This is a genomic window from Zobellia russellii (assembly GCF_044597075.1).
GTDB lineage: Bacteria > Bacteroidota > Bacteroidia > Flavobacteriales > Flavobacteriaceae > Zobellia > Zobellia russellii.
Window position 1 is genome coordinate 3,610,055 of record NZ_CP139000.1, and the last position, 18,412, is coordinate 3,628,466.

The 18,412-nt window shown below is 38.7% G+C and carries 15 protein-coding genes; 11 read left to right on the top strand and 4 right to left on the bottom strand.

Annotation, left to right across the window (positions count from 1 at the left end; all coding sequences use genetic code 11):
* The first annotated feature begins 48 nt into the window (after positions 1–48).
* The 10 genes from SJY45_RS14705 (at position 49) to SJY45_RS14750 (ending at position 13,995) form a co-directional block, all read left to right on the top strand.
* Positions 49–1,506, top strand: coding sequence for an arginine decarboxylase (locus tag SJY45_RS14705; RefSeq protein WP_400071675.1), 1,458 nt, complete (start codon positions 49–51; stop codon positions 1,504–1,506).
* Between the two features lie 16 nt (positions 1,507–1,522).
* Positions 1,523–2,464 (top strand): agmatinase, encoded by a 942-nt coding sequence (gene speB / locus SJY45_RS14710; RefSeq protein ID WP_400071677.1) that lies wholly within the window; start codon positions 1,523–1,525, stop codon positions 2,462–2,464.
* Positions 2,451–3,428: a deoxyhypusine synthase family protein gene (locus SJY45_RS14715; RefSeq protein WP_303407109.1), complete on the top strand. Its 978-nt coding sequence runs from the start codon at positions 2,451–2,453 to the stop codon at positions 3,426–3,428. The genes speB and SJY45_RS14715 overlap by 14 nt, the downstream gene beginning before the upstream one ends.
* The gene (locus SJY45_RS14720) at positions 3,425–3,754 is read left to right on the top strand and encodes a hypothetical protein (RefSeq protein WP_215436098.1); all 330 of its coding nucleotides are present in this window, start codon (positions 3,425–3,427) and stop codon (positions 3,752–3,754) included. Before SJY45_RS14715 ends, SJY45_RS14720 begins: the two co-directional genes overlap by 4 nt.
* A gap of 81 nt (positions 3,755–3,835) precedes the next feature.
* Positions 3,836–5,365, top strand: coding sequence for a bifunctional GNAT family N-acetyltransferase/carbon-nitrogen hydrolase family protein (locus SJY45_RS14725; RefSeq protein ID WP_400071679.1), 1,530 nt, complete (start codon positions 3,836–3,838; stop codon positions 5,363–5,365).
* Position 5,366: 1 nt separating this feature from the next.
* Positions 5,367–6,737 (top strand): 30S ribosomal protein S6--L-glutamate ligase, encoded by a 1,371-nt coding sequence (rimK, locus tag SJY45_RS14730; protein ID WP_289063726.1) that lies wholly within the window; start codon positions 5,367–5,369, stop codon positions 6,735–6,737.
* Between the two features lie 457 nt (positions 6,738–7,194).
* Positions 7,195–7,689, top strand: coding sequence for a CAP domain-containing protein (locus SJY45_RS14735; protein ID WP_289038293.1), 495 nt, complete (start codon positions 7,195–7,197; stop codon positions 7,687–7,689).
* 351 nt (positions 7,690–8,040) lie between these two features.
* On the top strand, positions 8,041–11,064 hold the full coding sequence (locus tag SJY45_RS14740) for a gliding motility-associated C-terminal domain-containing protein (RefSeq protein ID WP_400071682.1): 3,024 nt from the start codon (positions 8,041–8,043) through the stop codon (positions 11,062–11,064).
* A 42-nt stretch (positions 11,065–11,106) separates the two neighbouring features.
* Positions 11,107–12,030, top strand: a complete 924-nt coding sequence (locus tag SJY45_RS14745; RefSeq protein ID WP_400071684.1) for a type IX secretion system membrane protein PorP/SprF — start codon at positions 11,107–11,109, stop codon at positions 12,028–12,030.
* 12 nt (positions 12,031–12,042) lie between these two features.
* Positions 12,043–13,995 carry an OmpA family protein gene (locus tag SJY45_RS14750; RefSeq protein WP_400071685.1) on the top strand — a complete coding sequence of 651 codons (1,953 nt, stop codon included), beginning with the start codon at positions 12,043–12,045 and terminating at the stop codon, positions 13,993–13,995.
* A 53-nt stretch (positions 13,996–14,048) separates the two neighbouring features.
* On the opposite strand, the gene SJY45_RS14755 is transcribed toward SJY45_RS14750, so the two are convergent.
* On the bottom strand, positions 14,049–14,990 hold the full coding sequence (locus SJY45_RS14755) for an NAD-dependent epimerase/dehydratase family protein (RefSeq protein ID WP_215913203.1): 942 nt from the start codon (positions 14,988–14,990) through the stop codon (positions 14,049–14,051).
* A 63-nt stretch (positions 14,991–15,053) separates the two neighbouring features.
* On the opposite strand from SJY45_RS14755, the gene SJY45_RS14760 reads away from it, so the two are divergent.
* Positions 15,054–15,548, top strand: a complete 495-nt coding sequence (locus tag SJY45_RS14760; protein WP_215436073.1) for a hypothetical protein — start codon at positions 15,054–15,056, stop codon at positions 15,546–15,548.
* A 62-nt stretch (positions 15,549–15,610) separates the two neighbouring features.
* On the opposite strand, the gene SJY45_RS14765 is transcribed toward SJY45_RS14760, so the two are convergent.
* The 3 genes from SJY45_RS14765 to SJY45_RS14775 form a co-directional block, all read right to left on the bottom strand.
* A complete protein-coding gene (locus SJY45_RS14765; protein ID WP_400071688.1) occupies positions 15,611–16,912 on the bottom strand; it encodes an esterase-like activity of phytase family protein in 1,302 nt (433 codons plus the stop codon).
* Positions 16,913–17,074: 162 nt separating this feature from the next.
* Positions 17,075–17,785: a tetratricopeptide repeat protein gene (locus SJY45_RS14770; RefSeq protein ID WP_400071690.1), complete on the bottom strand. Its 711-nt coding sequence runs from the start codon at positions 17,783–17,785 to the stop codon at positions 17,075–17,077.
* Positions 17,786–17,940: 155 nt separating this feature from the next.
* Complete coding sequence (locus SJY45_RS14775; RefSeq protein WP_215436070.1) at positions 17,941–18,312, bottom strand: hypothetical protein; 372 nt, start codon at positions 18,310–18,312, stop codon at positions 17,941–17,943.
* Positions 18,313–18,412 lie beyond the last annotated feature (100 nt).

Genomic DNA, 18,412 nt, shown 5'->3' on the forward strand with positions numbered 1-18,412 from the left:
CGCATTACTTAAAAAAAATATACCGATTTTCATTCACAAGAATTAAAAATGAATAATAAATATATCGATTTAATCGATCAGACTTACTTTTTCCCTCAAGAAGAGTTTACGCTTGAGAACGAGCATTTAAAATTTCACGATATTCCGCTTAAAGAGCTGGTAGAGAAATATGGTAGCCCGTTAAAATTCACTTATTTGCCTAAGATATCTGACAATATTAATAAGGCAAAAAACTGGTTTGCAAATTCTATTGAGAAGAACGCCTACAAGGGTAAATACCATTATTGCTACTGTACTAAAAGTTCCCATTTTCAACATATTCTGCACGAGGCTTTAAAGAACGATATTCATATTGAAACGTCTTCCGCTTTTGATATTAATATTGTAGAGCAGTTAAAAAGGGATGGTAAATTAAAGGACAATGCCTATGTAATCTGTAACGGTTTTAAACGTGAGCAGTACATAGAAAATATTGCTAGACTTATTAATAACGGTCATAGGAACTGTATTCCCATTATTGATAATTATGAGGAGATTGACCTGCTGTCCGAAGTAATTGATGATACCTACAAAATAGGCATCCGTATAGCTTCTGAGGAAGAACCAAAATTTGAGTTCTATACCTCTAGACTGGGCATCGGCTATAAGAATATTGTACCCTTTTACGAGAACCAGATTAAGGATAATGAAAAGGTAGAGCTAAAAATGCTTCACTTTTTTATAAACACCGGAATTCGTGATAATGCTTACTATTGGAACGAACTGCTAAAGTGTCTTAAGGTCTATACACGTCTAAAAAAGATGTGCCCGTCTTTGGATAGCTTAAATATTGGAGGTGGTTTTCCTATAAAGAATTCTTTGGCCTTTGAGTACGATTATCAATATATGATCGATGAGATTCTAAATCAGATCAATATTACATGCCAAGAGGCAGATGTACCCGTGCCTCACATTTTTACTGAGTTCGGAAGTTTTACCGTAGGCGAAAGCGGTGGTGCCATTTACGAGATTCTGTACCAAAAGCAGCAGAACGATCGTGAAAAATGGAACATGATAGATTCTTCTTTCATTACCACTTTACCGGATACTTGGGCCATTAACAAACGTTTTATCATGTTGCCTATAAACCGCTGGAACGATGAGTATGAGCGTGTTTTATTGGGTGGTTTAACGTGTGATAGCGATGATTATTACAATAGCGAACAAAACATGAACGCCATTTATCTACCTAAATACAGGCGGGACAAGCCCTTGTATATAGGGTTCTTTAACACTGGGGCTTACCAAGAAACCATTGGTGGTTACGGTGGGTTACAGCATTGTTTGATTCCGCAACCCAAACACATATTGATAGATAAGGATGCCAATGGCAACTTTACCTATGAATTGTTCAGTCCGCAACAAAAAGCAGAAGACTTGCTTAGTATATTGGGTTACGAAACCGAAAAAACCGCTAAGAACGGTAGTGTTGAGACCATTTCACAAAAAATTACATCAAACCTATAAACTTCATTTAATCAAGATGAGCACAACAAAGAATTATGCGGGAATTCCCGATAAATTCGCACAATTAGAGACGGCCAAGGTAGTTTTAATACCTGTGCCTTACGATGGAACAAGTACTTGGGGAAAAGGAGCCGATAAAGGCCCTCAAGCATTTTTAGAAGCTTCTGAGAATATGGAGCTGTATGATATTGAGACCAATACAGAGGTTTACGAGCAGGGTATTCATTTAGCCGAAGCCATTACGGAAAACAGTTCTCCGGAAGCTGTGGTAAACGCCGTGCACAAGAGAACCAAAAAATACATTAAACGCAACAAGTTCGTTACCCTTTTTGGAGGTGAGCATTCTATTTCAATAGGTACAATACGAGCATTTAACGAGTGTTTTGATAATTTAACCGTTTTGCAGATAGATGCCCATGCAGACTTACGTGAGTCTTATGAGGGTACAAAGTATAACCATGCTTGTGCGGTACATGAAGCCAGCCAGACCACGAATTTAATTCAGGTGGGTATCCGTTCTATGGATGCCATTGAGAAAACGTTCATGGATGAGGAAAAAACGTTCTTTGCGCATGATATGGCCCAAGATGAATACTGGATGGACAAGGTTATTGAAGCAATGACCGATAATGTTCTAATTACTTTTGATCTTGATGCGTTTGACCCTTCCATTATGCCTTCTACCGGTACTCCGGAACCAGGCGGTTTGTTCTGGTATGAAACATTGGAGTTCTTAAAACAGGTGTTTGACGAAAAGAACGTAGTAGGTTTTGATATTGTTGAACTTTGCCCTAACCCAGCCGAAAAATCTTCGGATTTCCTTGCCGCAAAATTGTATTATAAAATGCTTAGCTATAAATTTATGGGTGAGGCGGTAGATGATGAATATGATAATACCTATGATGTTGATAGTAAATCTGGCAATAACGGTTTAAAATTTGAAGATGACGAAGACTAAGGGAGCGATCTCAGAATTTATAGAAAAATACTATTTGCACTTTAATGCGGCTGCTTTGGTAGACGCTGCTAAAGGGTACGAAGCACAACTGGAGCAAGGCTCAAAAATGCTCGTTTCTTTGGCAGGTGCTATGAGTACCGCAGAATTAGGTAAAATATTTGCCGAAATGATCCGTCAGGACAAGGTGCAAATTATATCATGTACCGGTGCCAATCTTGAAGAGGATATCATGAATCTGGTAGCACACTCACATTACAAGCGTGTACCTAATTATAGAGATCTAACTCCAAAAGATGAATGGGAGTTATTGGAAAAGGGCCTGAACCGCGTAACGGATACTTGTATCCCAGAAGAGGAAGCTTTCAGAAGGTTGCAAGAGCATATTGTTAAGATCTGGAAGGAAGCCGAAGCTAAGGGAGAACGTTATTTACCACATGAGTACATGTACAAAATGTTACTTTCCGGTGTTCTTGAAGAGCATTATGAAATTGATTTAAAAGATTCATGGATGTACGCTGCCGCCGAGAAAAACCTACCTATTGTTTGTCCAGGTTGGGAAGACAGTACTATGGGTAACATCTTTGCGTCATACGTGCTAAAAGGAGAATTGAAGGCAAGCACCGTAAAATCAGGTATTGAGTACATGACCTTTTTGGCAGATTGGTACACTGACAATTCCGAAAACGGAATCGGGTTTTTCCAAATTGGTGGTGGTATAGCAGGAGATTTTCCTATTTGTGTAGTGCCTATGCTTTATCAAGATATGGAAAGAACGGATACACCTTTCTGGAGCTATTTCTGCCAGATTAGTGATTCTACAACAAGTTATGGGTCGTACTCCGGTGCGGTTCCCAATGAAAAAATCACTTGGGGTAAATTAGATATAGATACCCCTAAGTTTATTATTGAGAGCGATGCAACCATTGTTGCGCCATTAATTTTTGCTTATCTTCTTGACCTATGAGTAACAGAAAAGAAAATACAAATTTAAAGCGCGTTATAGTAGACTTTAAAAAGTTGACGCCTGAAGTCCTTAAGCTGTTGGTAGAGGCATACCCAGATGGGTATGATGATAGAAATATAATATCTTTCAAAAATGCCAGTGGAGAACGTATTGAGGCGGTTGAGGTTTTAACGGAAGATACTAAGTATTTGGTTAAGATCAGTGCCAAGCTTGAGTATACGATGGAGAATTATGACGAGGATGATTATGAAGATTTTGATGATGATGATCCAGAAGCGGTAGTGGAGCCTGACCCAGAAGACATGGCTCAAGACGATGAAGACTAATATCGTTAATAGGTTTATGAACCCCCTTGTTCTATTCCAAGGTTTTGTTGATAGAGATAGTAATTATATAATGTCCGTTCAATGAAAATAGAAGAAATAGAGAATATAGAGTTAAAGTTTTTGGACCTTGATGATTATCAAGAGCTCAAAACTGCAATGATATCCGCATATACCAATATGCCCGGCTCATACTGGAAAGAGAAGCACATTAAATCGCTGATCGATAAATTTCCGGAAGGTCAGGTTGTTATAAAAATTAATGGACAGTTGGCCGGTGTGGCCCTGTCCATTATTGTAGACTATGATAATTTTGATGATGAGCATACCTATGAGCAGATTACGGGTAACTATACTTTTGCCACGCATGAAGACAGTGGTGATGTTCTTTACGGAATAGAGGTTTTTATAAAGCCGCAGTTTCGTGGACTTAGGTTAGGGCGTAGATTGTATGACTACCGTAAGGAACTGTGCGAAAAGCTCAACCTTAAGAGCATAGCTTTTGGAGGTAGAATGCCCAATTACCATAAATATAAAGACGAGCTTACTCCAAAAGAATATATTGCCAAGGTACGTAGAAAGGAAATTGCAGATCCGGTGCTAAATTTCCAGATCAGTAATGATTTTCATCCTGCCAAGGTTATGAAAGGCTATTTGGAAGGAGATAAAGCGTCTAGTGATTTTGCCATTTTAATGGAATGGGACAATATTTATTACCAAAAGCCTTCCAAAAAAGCATCGGCAAAGAAAACTGTTATTCGTCTGGGGCTTATACAATGGCAGATGCGGCCGTATAAAGATTTAGAGGAATTATTACAGCAGGCAGAGTATTTTATTGATGCCGTTTCTGGCTATAGGTCGGATTTTGCGCTGTTCCCCGAGTTTTTCAATGCACCGTTAATGGCCAAGGATAACCATTTGTCCACCCCTGATGCTATTAGGGAGTTGGCAAAACATACCGGTGCTATAGTACAGAAGTTCTCGGAGTTTTCCATTTCGTACAACATCAATATCATTACAGGAAGCATGCCCGAAATGATTGATGGCCGCTTGTACAACGTTGGTTACTTGTGCAGACGTGATGGGAGTATGGAGCGCTATGAAAAGTTACACGTTACTCCAGATGAAGCCAAAGTTTGGGGTATGCAAGGGGGCAACCAATTAAAGGCTTTTGACACGGATTGTGGAAAAATCGGAATTTTAATCTGTTATGATTCGGAATTTCCGGAGTTAAGCCGTTTATTGGCCGAAGAGGGAATGGATATTTTGTTCGTTCCGTTTTTAACGGATACCCAGAACGGATACTCAAGAGTGCGGCACTGTGCGCAGGCAAGGGCAATAGAAAACGAGTGCTATGTGGCTATTGCAGGTAGCGTAGGCAACTTGCCCAATGTTCAGAATATGGACATACAGTTTGCTCAATCCATGGTATTTACACCTTGTGATTTTTCATTCCCAACAAATGGAATAAAAGCAGAGGCCACTCCTAATACCGAAATGATTTTGATTGCTGATGTAGATATAGATTTACTTCGTGAACTCAATCAATTTGGAGCCGTACGCAATTTAAAAGATAGGAGAAAAGATATTTTTGAACTTAGAAAAAAAGTATAGTTTGACTGATTTAAAGATTATAGGTAGTGAAGAATGGTGTGTGTTTGAAAATTTGGGTATTCCTGCCATTAAGGCAAGGGTAGATTCAGGGGCAAAAACATCGTCAATACAAGCAACCAACCTCAAGATAATTATGAAGGGAACTCAAGAATGGGTAAAGTTCGAGGTTAGCCCTTTGCAAGAGAACCGGAGTATAGCCATTCCTTGTCAGGCCAGATTGGTGGACCGTAGGATGGTTAAAAGTTCTTCCGGTATCTCCGAAGAGCGTTTGGTGGTACGCACACCTGTAACCATAGGAGAGGATACTTTTGAGATTGAACTTACCTTGGCCAACCGGGATACTATGGAGTTCCGTATGCTTTTGGGTAGGGAAGCCATAAATGAAAGGTATATTGTAAATCCGGCTTTAAACTATCAAGTACAGGACTTTAATGATGAGGCGGTAAACAAAATGTACGCTCCTTACTTTAAAGAAAAGTCAGGTCTTAAAATAGCTTTGTTGGCAAGCAATCCCCAGTTGTATAGCAATAAGCGCATTATAGAAGCCGCGGAAGCTCGTGGCCATGAAATTGTTTTTCTTAATGTAGAACATGCTTACATGAAGTTGGATGCCCGATCACCCGAAATACGGTATAGGGGAGGAAATATTCTTAACGCTTTTGATGCGGTCATCCCAAGAATAAAGCCGTCGGTTACCTTCTATGGTTGCGCCTTGATCAGGCAGTTTGATAATCTTGGGGTATACTGCCAAAATTCGGCGGAAGCTATTACCCAATCTAGGGACAAGCTTTTTGCCTCCCAGTTGTTCTCCAAGAACGATATTCATATTCCTATTACTGGTTTTGCAAAATCGCCAATGGATACCAAGGACCTTATTAAAATGGTTAACGGTGCCCCGTTGATCATAAAGTTGTTGGAAAGCACACAAGGTAAAGGAGTGGTGCTTGCCGAGACCAACAAGGCGGCGGAGAGTGTTATAAACGCCTTTAAAAGTGTAAATACCAATATCTTGGTGCAAGAGTTCATTAAAGAGGCCAATGGGCAGGATATTCGCTGTTTCGTGGTAAACGGGAAAGTGGTAGCTTCCATGCAACGTCAGGCAGAGAAAGGAGAGTTTAGGGCTAACATCCACCAAGGAGGAAAAGCCTCTATTATTAAAATAACTTCGGAAGAGCGTAAACTTGCTCAAAAAGCAGCCAAGGTTTTGAACCTTGCCGTAGCGGGTGTAGATATTATCCGTTCAAACAAAGGACCGTTATTATTGGAAGTTAATTCTTCTCCGGGTCTTGAAGGTATTGAGAATGCTACCGGTAAGGATATAGCCAATGAAATGATTATGGCTATTGAAAAGAAGCTGAGGTTTAGTATGTAGCGTTCAAGTAGTTAAAAAACAACTTTTTTATAAAATGCGATTGTCTCTAGATTGTATAGATGTCAGTCGCATTTTATATTTACGATAGGGAACAGAGTAAAATTTGCATCTATTGCCGGTTTCGTGATTTCAAGAGACTTTCTTTCCTACAAGTTTAGAATGCGCCATTTTTTTTGGCTAATGTGCTTTTCATCCTCATTTCCTAATACTTCGTCGGGTTTGCTAAAATTAGCCTATCGGTCAAGTAATTTCTTTTTACGATTAAGTGTTAAATCATCGGCGTAGCACATGTTTTTTCCGATATAAAACACACTTTATTTGAGTGTAACTATTTGATTAGTAGTTTTTTACACTTTAACGAGTAAAACGTACCACTTAAGAGAATTTCGTCAAGTATCCTACAATGTGCCGTTCCTAAATAGAGGAAACGAATTACAAAAATTAATTCTCTTAAGTTATGATCAGATTCAATATTTTACTTCTTATCGCTCTTGCAACTTTAATGACTTCATGTTCTACTTCTACTACAGAAGAAGATGAATTGTACAAGGTGGTTGCAACAACAAATGAAGAAGTAGAAATATCTATTATAGAGCAGGAAGTTATTGATGTTGTTAACGAGTATAGAGTTTCTGTTGGTTTAAACGAAGTAGAGTTTAACAGTGTGGCATATGGTTACGCAAATGCACACAACGAGTATATGATTTCTGAAGGAGTTATAAGTCATGATAATTTTGATAAAAGGGCTTCTAAATTATCAGTAGAAGCTAATGCGGATTTTGTTTCTGAGAACTTAGGTATGGATTTTACAAATGCTGATGATATTCTTGAAGCGTGGAAAAATAGCCCAACACATAAGAAAGTAATGGAAGGCGATTTTAATTATACAGCGGTTAGTGTAACTGCAGATGAGAATGGTATTCTTTATTTTACACAGTTGTTTTTTAAATAAAACATGAGAGTTGAATAGTCTTTAGTTACCTTATAATATAAGGCCTCCTATTTCGTATGAAGTAGGAGGCTTTTTATATGCATTAATTTTTGGGAAATCTTATTGTCCTTTTCATTAGTAATGAATAGTGCTGGGGCTATTCTTTTACAAACATTGTAAAGTGTTGTTTATCAGTATGTAAGATATTTGTAGGTTTTGGCACTCGATAAATGACACTTTTAAACTACAGCTTATCGATAAGAAATCCTTTCATCGAATAAATAAGTATTTCACCGAGGGTATACAATAGCATAAACAATAATGTTTCTCACATTTAGGTTTTTTATAAGACTTAACCTACACAGTTTGCCTATGATACGTAAAACTACGCTGAAGCAAAACTTTTTAATCTGGCTATTTTTTGTTTGTTCGGTCTCCTATGCACAGGATAGGGTTTATGCCGACGCCATTTCAAACCAAAGTTCAGTTACCCAACCAAATAACGCCATAGATTCAGATTTAGCAACCAATGCAATTGTACGGGCCGGTTCCGGAATTGTATTGGGTATTGGTAATTATAACGGTCTTTTGGAACTTAATTACCCTACTACAGTACCAGCAAACACTACCAGTTTTATAAAGATTGCTACTGAAGATGATATACTATCCAGTCTATTGGGTGGTAGCCTAGGTGGTCTACTTTCTGATATTGTTGGAACATTACTTGTTGGTAATCAAGAATTTTCTGTAGAGGCGTTCAATATTGATGATAGTGTACTTCAGACTAGTTCAGGACTTGTTAATGCGTTTTCATCAGATGAAGCGCGTGTGGTAACGGATAAGAACGGAGATTATTTTCTGGCTCTAACGCCATCTAGTCCTTATGATAGGGTTAGTATAACCAATAGTGTTGGGTCCTTAATAGGACTGGGCCAAGAACGAGACCTTAATGTGTATGGGGCCTATTATGGGGAAGGAGACACTACATGTGGTGCACCTAATTATACTTCTTTTAGTGGTGAAGGCCTAACGCTAGATCTTTTAGGTTTAGGCGGGGCCGGAGTTGCTAACCCCGAGTTTGCCATAGATGGTGATGATACTACCTCTTCTGAATTAAGTTTAGGCCTTGTTGACGCTCTAGCCGGTATTGAGCAGACTTTTTATTTTGATAGTCCGGAAGATACAGGGGATAATTATTATATAAAGATGGCAATGGACCAGTCTTTGTTGCAATTGGGTATAGCTAATTCAATTGAAGTAATTGGTCAAGATGGAGCAGGCCAATCCATATTCTCAGATAATTTATCAAGTTTATTGGATCTAGATGTATTGGGTCTGTTAGAAAGTGGCCAGGCGGCAGTAATAGGTTTTGACCCTACAACCCCTGTTGATCGGGTAACTGTACGTTTATCATCCTTGCTTGGCGCAGGTATTGATCAGGAACTTTTAATTTATGATGTGTTTAGGGCTCCTGCAAGACCAGTAATAACTTCTACTTCGGATGACCTAAATATCTGTGCCGGTTTTAGCACTAGCGTTGTTGCGGAAGTTGAGAACGACGATAATGTTGAGTTAAGGTGGTACGATGCAGAAGAAGACGGAAATCTATTGGCAACCTTAGACTCAGGTGAAGCTTTTACTACACCTATACTTAACTCGGATACTACTTATTATGTAGCAGCTGCGGAAATCGGTTGTCTTAAAGAATCACCTAGAACTGAGGTCACGATAAATGTGGAGTCTGTTCCAACAGCAGATGATATAACTGTTTTAGGAAATGAAAATCCCATTTGTTCTTCGGATAATGTGGTATTGGTTCCAACCAGTTCTGTAGATGGTACATATTCATGGTATTTTGATGCAAACAAAACCAATGAGATTACAGACGGTCTGGTTTCTGGAGGAGCTACTTATGAAATAGATTCCAATGGTGTACTGACCATTACGGGATTAACGGAAGCAGGTGGCCCATACACGTATTTTGTATCCGTTAAACATGATTTGGCGGGTTGTGAAAACGCTCCGGGCGATTTACAATCGGTTGAAGTTAATGTAGTTGATTTTACAAAAACGGTATCTATTGATTCCAACCCAATGGTTAGCCTAGATAGTCTAATAGATATATTTAACGGCAACAATTCAGTAAATGTAACAGGAACTGTTTCTGGTGATGTTACGGTTGGTGAAACTATATCCTTAAGTATAAACGGTAACCTTTTTGATGGTGTCGTTGCGGCAGATTCATCGTTCAGCATCGCAGTAGATGCTATAGATTTGGTTTCAGATATAGATAATACAATTGAAGCTTTTGTAAAAGGTGTTCTATGTACCGTATCCGAGGAGATTTCTGTAGACCTTCCAGATTTAATCATAGATGATATTTTTCAAGTTTTTTGTGCCTCTGATTTTGCTACTGTTGCAGATTTGAAAGTAGGTCTTAATGATATTGTGTTTTTTAATGACCTTACAGCAGGACTGCAATTAAATGCTAATACTCCTTTGGTTGATGGTGAAGTGTATTTTGCAGGAATTGCAGGTATACCTTCATCCGTGTTAGCTAGGGTGCAGATAACGGTACAAGTGAATGACGTTCCTATGCCCACGACAAATTCTAGCAGTCAGGTTTTTTGTGAAAGCGATGACCCTACGGTGGGAGATATTCAAGTTGATCAAACCAATGTTGTTTTTTATGATAGCCGTTTACGTGGAAACGCAATTGACCCTTCAACACCTATAGAAGATGGCCGTTGGTATTATGTTGCCGCTGTTGAAAATGGTTGCGAAAGTAGTGAGCGATTAAGAATTATGGCAAATATATTTGCTGATGGTATTTCACCTATTACAATAACCGGAGAATCTGAGGAAGTATGCCGAGGGCGTTCGTATACGTATGAAACCAATGCAGACAAAGAAGATTATGTTTGGACTGTAGCTGGTGGTACCATTACAGAAGGAGGTACTTCTACGGATAACTTTGTAATCGTTCGTTGGACGGAGTTAACCGGCACCCAAATTAGTGTTTCGTATACAGATGATTCAATATGTAGCCCAAGTAAAATGATGTCCTTAGACGTTGAGACAATCTCTTGTGGAATGGTTCTGGGCGAAGAATTTTGTTTAAAAGTCTTCAATGAATTCACTCCTAACAATGATGGTTTCAATGATTTTTTCACGGTTCAATGTATTGAAGATTACTCGAATACCGTAGAAATTTACAATCGTAATGGAAACCTTGTATATAAAACGGTAGACTACCGCAATACTTGGAACGGTCTAGCTAATGTAAAAGGTGTTCTGAACAATGGAGATCATTTGCCATCCGGAACATACTACTATTCCATTAAGATTCCTGAATTAGAAAGAAACCTTGTTGGCTGGCTTCAATTGGCTAGATAATAAGAAGTTCTTTAAACTATTCACACCAAACCTTTACCAGTTATGAAATCACTTTGCACCACTATAAAGATAGTTATGCTCTGCTATCTTGTTTTTAATATGAGCAGAATATATGGCCAACAACCGCCTCAATATACCCAATACATGTATAATACAGCGGCCTTAAATTCCGGATACTCGTCTAGAGGTATTCTAGAGGCTACGCTTTTACATCGTTCGCAATGGGTTGGAATAGATGGAGCCCCAGAGACACAATCCTTTTCAGTTCAAGGTAGATTACGGGAAAGAGTAGGAATAGGTCTTACGGCTATCAATGATAACATTGGGGCAGCTAATAATTTAGATGTAAACGGAACCTTTTCGTATGAGATTCCTACGGGCTATTTTACAAAGTTGTCTTTGGGAATCAATGCGGGTATAGATGTTTTAAAAGTAGACTGGTCCAAAGGAACCTACCAAGATGGACTGGACCCTATTTTTGCCGAAAACGTAAATAAATTACGGCCTGTATTTGGAGCAGGGGCATACTTTCATAGTGACAGGTGGTATGTTGGGGTTTCTACGCACAACTTTTTAAATTCTCAAATCTATAATGACAACGAGATAGAGGTGACTGATCGGAAAAGTCAGTATTATGTAATGGCAGGTTATGTTATGGACCTCTCCGATAATTTAAAATTCAAGCCGGCTATTCTAACAAAACATGTGGCCGGAGCGCCTATAACCGTAGATGTGTCCGGTAATTTCTTGATAAAGGAAACCTTGGCTTTGGGTTTGGCGTACCGCTATGATGATGCGGTGAGTGCATTAGTTGGGTTGCATATTTCTAAAAGCTTCTTCTTAGGATATGCCTATGATTATTCCATAACTGGTTTAGAAAGTTATAATGATGGTTCGCATGAGATTATTCTCAAATACAACTTATTTGATGCTAAGAAAAGAGCATTGTCACCCAGATTTTTCTAAAAACCGACAACCATGAAAAAAATAATACTATACCTATTTTTGGGCGCATACCTTAGCGTTTCCGCCCAAAGCAAAGAAGAAAGGGCCAATGCCTATTTTGCCGATTTCAAATTTGATAAGGCAATTGAACTATACAGCGATCTGGTAACGGAAAAAAAGAGACCTTCTTTGGAAGTTATACAACATCTTGCCGATAGTTATTTTAATATGAATAGATATCAAGAAGCTGTAAAATGGTATGAGAAGTTGTACTTGATTAAAGGCAAGAATGTTGGTGAGAGCAACATTATTAAATTGGTGCAAAGCCTTAAGGCGAGTATGAAAATAGAAAAGGCAGATCAATTGCTGAGGGATTTTTATACGGATGAAAATAGATTGAACATGATGTTGTCACAAAAAAAACATTTGGACAGCACACTTGCAGAGAAAGAGAAATACGAAACCACGAACTTGGCTTTCAATAGTAGAAAATCTGATTTTGGCCCCATGTTTTTTAATGACGGATTAATTTTTGCTTCAGCCAGGGACACCATAAAATCTAATGGGGAATTGTATCCGTGGAACAAACAGCCTTATTTAGACCTCTATATTACAAGACCTGATGACGCAAGTTATATCCCGGAAAAATATTTAGAGAATTTAGAGTCGTCGTACCATGATGCAACTTTGACGTTTTCTTGGGATGGCCAGACCGTATATTTTACAAGGAACTATCTTAAAAAGAAAAATAAGTTAAGTGCCAATGAAGATGGTCTCTCCAATATGCAAATTTTAAGGGGAACGATAAGTAACAATGAACTGATCAATGTTACCTCATTAAGCTTTAATAGTAAAGATTATTCTTGTGGACATCCAGCATTGAGTCCGGATGGGAGACATTTATATTTTACTTCTAATATGCCCGGAGGGTATGGTGAGTCGGATATTTATGTGGTTGATTTAAACAATGATGGCGATGTGCTTTCGGACCCTATGAATTTGGGGCCAGCAATAAATACACGGGGTAGGGAGATGTTTCCGTTCGTAAGCAATGAAGTATTGTATTTTTCTTCAGACAGTCATTATGGATTAGGAGGGCTGGACATTTTTGGTTCTGTAATCTCTTCAAAAACCGATTATTCCCTTCCGCTTAATATGGGTAAACCTTTGAACAGTAATATGGATGATTTTTCGTTCATTAGAGCGGATAAAAAGGGAGATGGTTATTTTGCTTCTAATCGTTCGGGAGGTAAGGGTGATGATGATATTTACCGCTTTGAAAAGGTAAAACCTACAGATTGCCTAGAATATTCAGGTTATGTGTTGAACAAGCAAACGGGCGAGCCCATTGCTAATGCCAATGTAGAACTAAAAAATGCGGTAGATGAACTTGTTTCTGTCCACAGAACGGATGAATTTGGTTATTATAACCTAATACTTCCCTGCAATATGAAAAACACGTTGGTCTTTTCCAAGGCGGGATTTTCCAAAGAAATAATTATAATTGAAACAGGAGAAAATCCTGAAGCACCATCTAAGGACAATAAGATATACTTAACTCCTTTTGATAGTTTAGTGGAAAAAGATGGAGACGTAGAGAAGATCAAGGTAGACCCAATTTATTTTGATTATGATAAGTTTGATATTACAATCAGGGCAGAAATAGAACTCGAAAAGGTGCTTTTTGCCATGGAGAAATTTCCTGAAATCAAGATTAAAATAGAGTCTCATACGGATGCCAGAGGTACCGATGATTATAATTTGGAGTTATCCGATAATCGTGCAAAGTCTACAAGACGCTACCTGATTTCAAAAGGTATTGATGCCGATAGGATTGAGAGTGCTCACGGTTACGGTGAATATCGTTTAAAAAATGAATGTGCCAATGGCGTAAAATGTAGTGCCGAAAAACATCTTGAAAACCGGAGATCCAATTTCATCATTGTTTCCAAACAAAGTAACGAAATCCGTAATTCTAAAAAATAAACTTGGACTTTATTCCGGATTTAAGTTTGTGATCATATGTTGGAAAATTTGGCTTAAGGAGCCAAGTTTTCCAACATTTCTTTTGTGGTTTTTTCTAGGTCAAATTCCGCTTGCCAACCCCAATCATTACGAGCTTCGGAATCATTAATGCTTCCGGGCCAAGAGTCCGCAATGGCTTGTCTAAAATCTGGTTCGTAAGAAATTTTAAAATCGGGAATATGTTTTTGGATGCATTTTGCCATTTGGGCAGGGGAGAAGCTCATGGCCGACAAATTGTAAGAAGAGCGCACCTTTACTTTTTCCGGTTCGGCATCCATAAGCTGTAGTGTAGCTTTAATGGCATCCTCCATAAACATCATAGGAAGTTCCGTGTCTTCTTTTAAAAAGCAGGTATAGGTGCCTTCAGATAATGCTTTGTGGTAGATTTCTACGGCATAGTCCGTTGTGCCGCCGCCCGGCATTGTTTTCCAACTTATTAGTCCTGGATAACGAATGCTCCGTACATCCACACCATATTTATGAAAATAATAATCGCACCAGCGCTCACCGGATTGTTTACTTATGCCGTACACCGTGCTGGGTTCCATAATGGTGCTTTGTAAAGTACCTTCCTTTGGAGTGTTAGGTCCAAAGACTGCGATACTGGAAGGCCAAAATATCTTATCTATTTTTTTCTCCTTTCCTAGGTTAAGTACATTAAAGAGCGAATTCATATTTAGGTTCCACGCCCGCATCGGAAATTTTTCCGCAGTTGCGCTTAACATGGCTGCCATGAGGTAAACTTCGGTAATTTCATAATAGGCCACAACCTCTTCAAGAGCATCGTAATCCGTAGCGTCTAAAATCTCGAACGGACCTGAATTCATTAAACTTTCGTTTCCTTCTCTAATATCACTGGCAATTACACTTTCGTTGCCATAAGTATCACGTAAGGACAACGTTAGCTCCGTGCCTATTTGACCGCAAGCACCTATAATCAGAATCGATTTTTCCATTAATGTCTCGTTAAATGAATTGGGAATAAAGATAGCGTTTCTTAAAATTTGTACATTCGCTTTATGAAAAGAATCTTCTTCTTTGGTTTAGCGTTGTTGACCATAATGGCGTGTAAAGAACAGAAACAGGAATTGGTTGTAGAGGATACGGCAACTTATGAAATAGGTAATGAAAAATGGCCCAAGAAGCTGCCTATAAAGCCAGAAGCGCAGGCTATTTTGAAAGACTGGATAGAGTTTGCGTCTTTTGAAACCAGTTTTGACGCCCTGCAAACGGTTGCCAATAAGGAAGATTTAAGTTTAGTGATCGAAGATATGATTACGAAACAAAACCAATTGGCGGAATCTACTTATCCTAAAGAATTTGATATTCCACAAGTAAAGAGTCGCCAGAAAATATTTAAAACCTATATGTTAAAGGTTAAGGGCGATTTGTACTATAGAACGGACCCCAATGAGTCGCTTTTACAAATGATAGAAGCTTATAATGCGTTCAGGAACCAGTTTAATGTTGTGGTAAATAATAAGCTGGATACAAATTTGATTTTGGATTTCTAAATAAAAAGCGGCCTGTCTATTATAGACAGGCCGCTTAGTATAAGAATGGTATAAAGATAGGTCTATTTAAAATTTGTCTTTACCATGTAGAGTGAGCTAGCGTCTATATTTGTAGTTCCTGGCAGTATTTTTTGCTCAATAACACCGTCTCCATCATTATCCGATACCGCAAAGTCATCATCGTTAATAAAAGCAAGTGTGTTACTGTTCATAACCCAGATGCCCTCAAGTTTATCATGGGCATAACCAAATTCTGCTACAAGGTCTACTACTAGTTCCTTTTGAACGGGAACAATTTTTGCAGCTGCCAATTCCTGAACGGTTAATTGCTCAATGGTCTTATCTCCTATCATGAGGCCGTTTTCATCTTTTGGGTTGTTGCCGCTTATATCAGTAGCCCCGTTAAGATTTATTTTGTAGATATGTTTTTGGGCCGGTCCTTCACCAGCAAATTTGCCATCGCGTTCTACCACCAAAAACTCGGTGTTGGAAATTGCGGTAATTTCTGAGTTGGAAAGGTTGGCTTTTTCCTGAACGTATACATATTGTCTGGTGTAGCCCGTTTCCAAATCAAATGTTACGATGCGCGTAATATTGGACTGAATTTTTTCTGGGTTGTACATTGTAGATTGCATAATACCCACAAGGGTCTTTTCATCTGGAGTAATAGCAAGACCTTCCATTCCCCGGTTGGCACGTCTTTTGGCAAAGACAGCAGGTAATTTTCGGTCTCCCGTACCTTCATTGACACCCATTGGGGATATGCGCTCTATTTGAACCCCATTGGCCGAATAGTGTACGATGTGTGGCCCGTATTCATCGGAAACCCAAAACGTACCGTCTTTTAATGCTACGATACCTTCGGAATCCAGACCAAAATCATCAAAAGGAATTGCATTTCCAGCGGCATCATAAGGTATTTCACCAGTAGCTCCCTTTCCTTCGGGATTGGGTATTCCGGTTATAGTTTTACCTCTTGGGTCTTTTAAAAGAATTTCATCAAGAAGTTCTATTTTTCCAGAAGAGGTAACGGTAAAGTGACCAATGCGCGGCGTGTATTCTGCAACAGGGAATTTCTTTCCATCCAAGTAGTTGGTATTCGGTCCACGGTCGGTAATGGCATAAAAATCGGCTTCTTCGGTAGGGTGAGCGGTAGCACCTGAGCCAAAACCGCCATTTCTAACTTCAACATCTCCGTTTATAGTGTTCAGGACCGTATGGGGCAATAGATATTGCGTGTTGGTTTTTAAAACTTCAGTAGGAGATACTGATTTGGGCGCGGGACCCTCACCAACAAAATCATCAATATAATCGCAAGAATTTAGCATGCAGAGACCTGCACCCAGGAGCACTAATTTTTTCATCTTTAAATATGGAATTTAGGGTTATATAGTTGGTGCTAAAGTTCCAATATTTAATAGGCCACATTGTTAAGTCAAAATGAAGAGATGGTTATCAAAAAAATACCGCACAATAGGAAAAACCTAAGTGCGGTATTGCAATGTTGTACAGTAAAGAGGAAAAACCTATTGCTTGTTTTTCGCTTCTTCCGTTGGGGAAGGATTTTTTCTAGACTGCAAGGCTTGTTTGCTTAAGCTTGCTAAATTAAAGTTAGGGTCTATGGCAAGAGCTTCATCTATTTTGGCTATTGCGGCATCAATATCGCCTTTATTGTTGTCATATATGGTAAGTGCCCTTAAATGAAGAAAAGCCGCTTTTAAAGGAACTTCGTAAGGTTGTTGTCTTTCATAAAAAGCATATTTCATATCATCTTTTGCATTGGCAATACCATACTCAATATTGGCAACGGCATCAGAATTGGCTCCCGTCTGGATTTTTAGATCGGCAAGTTCGTACGCCAAATAAGGGTTTGGTGTTCTTTTAAAAAGTTCTTCAAACTGCTCTAACGCACGTTTAGGCTGGTTCAAAGCCTTTAATGAAATAGCTTTTACCTGAACGGCCATATCTGAATCCGTTGGTTCTTTCTCAATACCAATGGTGTTCAGTGCCTGCATGTGCTGGTTGTTGTTGGCATAAACGAACGCCAAGGTGTCTTTGCGCTGTTTAGACGGAGAAATAACATTAAGGTGGGTAAGAGCGCTTATTACTCCATTAACATCTCCTTGAAGTCTCATTTCATCATAAAAGGCTTCATAGTGCTTTTGCAAATCGCTTTTGGTTTGTGCGGTGGCTGAAAAACTGATGCTCAAAAGCAATACGACAATTAATTTTTTCATGTATAACTATGTTTACGATTCTATCGTTTAGGTTGCGGTTGGCAAAATTAACAATATTATCGGTATGTAGCTGTGAATAAAAGCATAATGAAAAAGGATAAATGAAAAAAGGATGCCGTTGGGCATCCTTTTTTATGTCGGTTTGGTTGTTTGTACTAGGCAACAAGTGAAATCTCGTTGTTTTGATACGATTTTAAAAGCATGGAATAAAAAGCCACGCTTTTAGGGTCTTGATCAATACATGATACTAAAAAATCATATAAGTTTCTAAACCATAGGTTGGTGTGCAACGTTGGGATAGAGAGATTTACCTTTTTAGGGTCATAATCCTTGTCATCCATAACGATGTCCATTTCAACCCTTCGTCTATGATAATCTATAGACACTTTTGCTGCATTATAATGATTTTTTAAAATCGCTATATGCAACTTTTTCATTGATGGGGGAACTTTTTGCTCGGTACAGCTTGAAGCGATCAGATTCTCGATTTCTATCAGAATCCGGCTTCTTAAACCTGAATTTTCCATGGCAAATAGTTTTAAATTACAGACCAAAGTTACTTTTAAATCGATGAAATACAGGGTATATTAACAACTATCCCGCGAGTTTGTTGTGAAATGATACCTA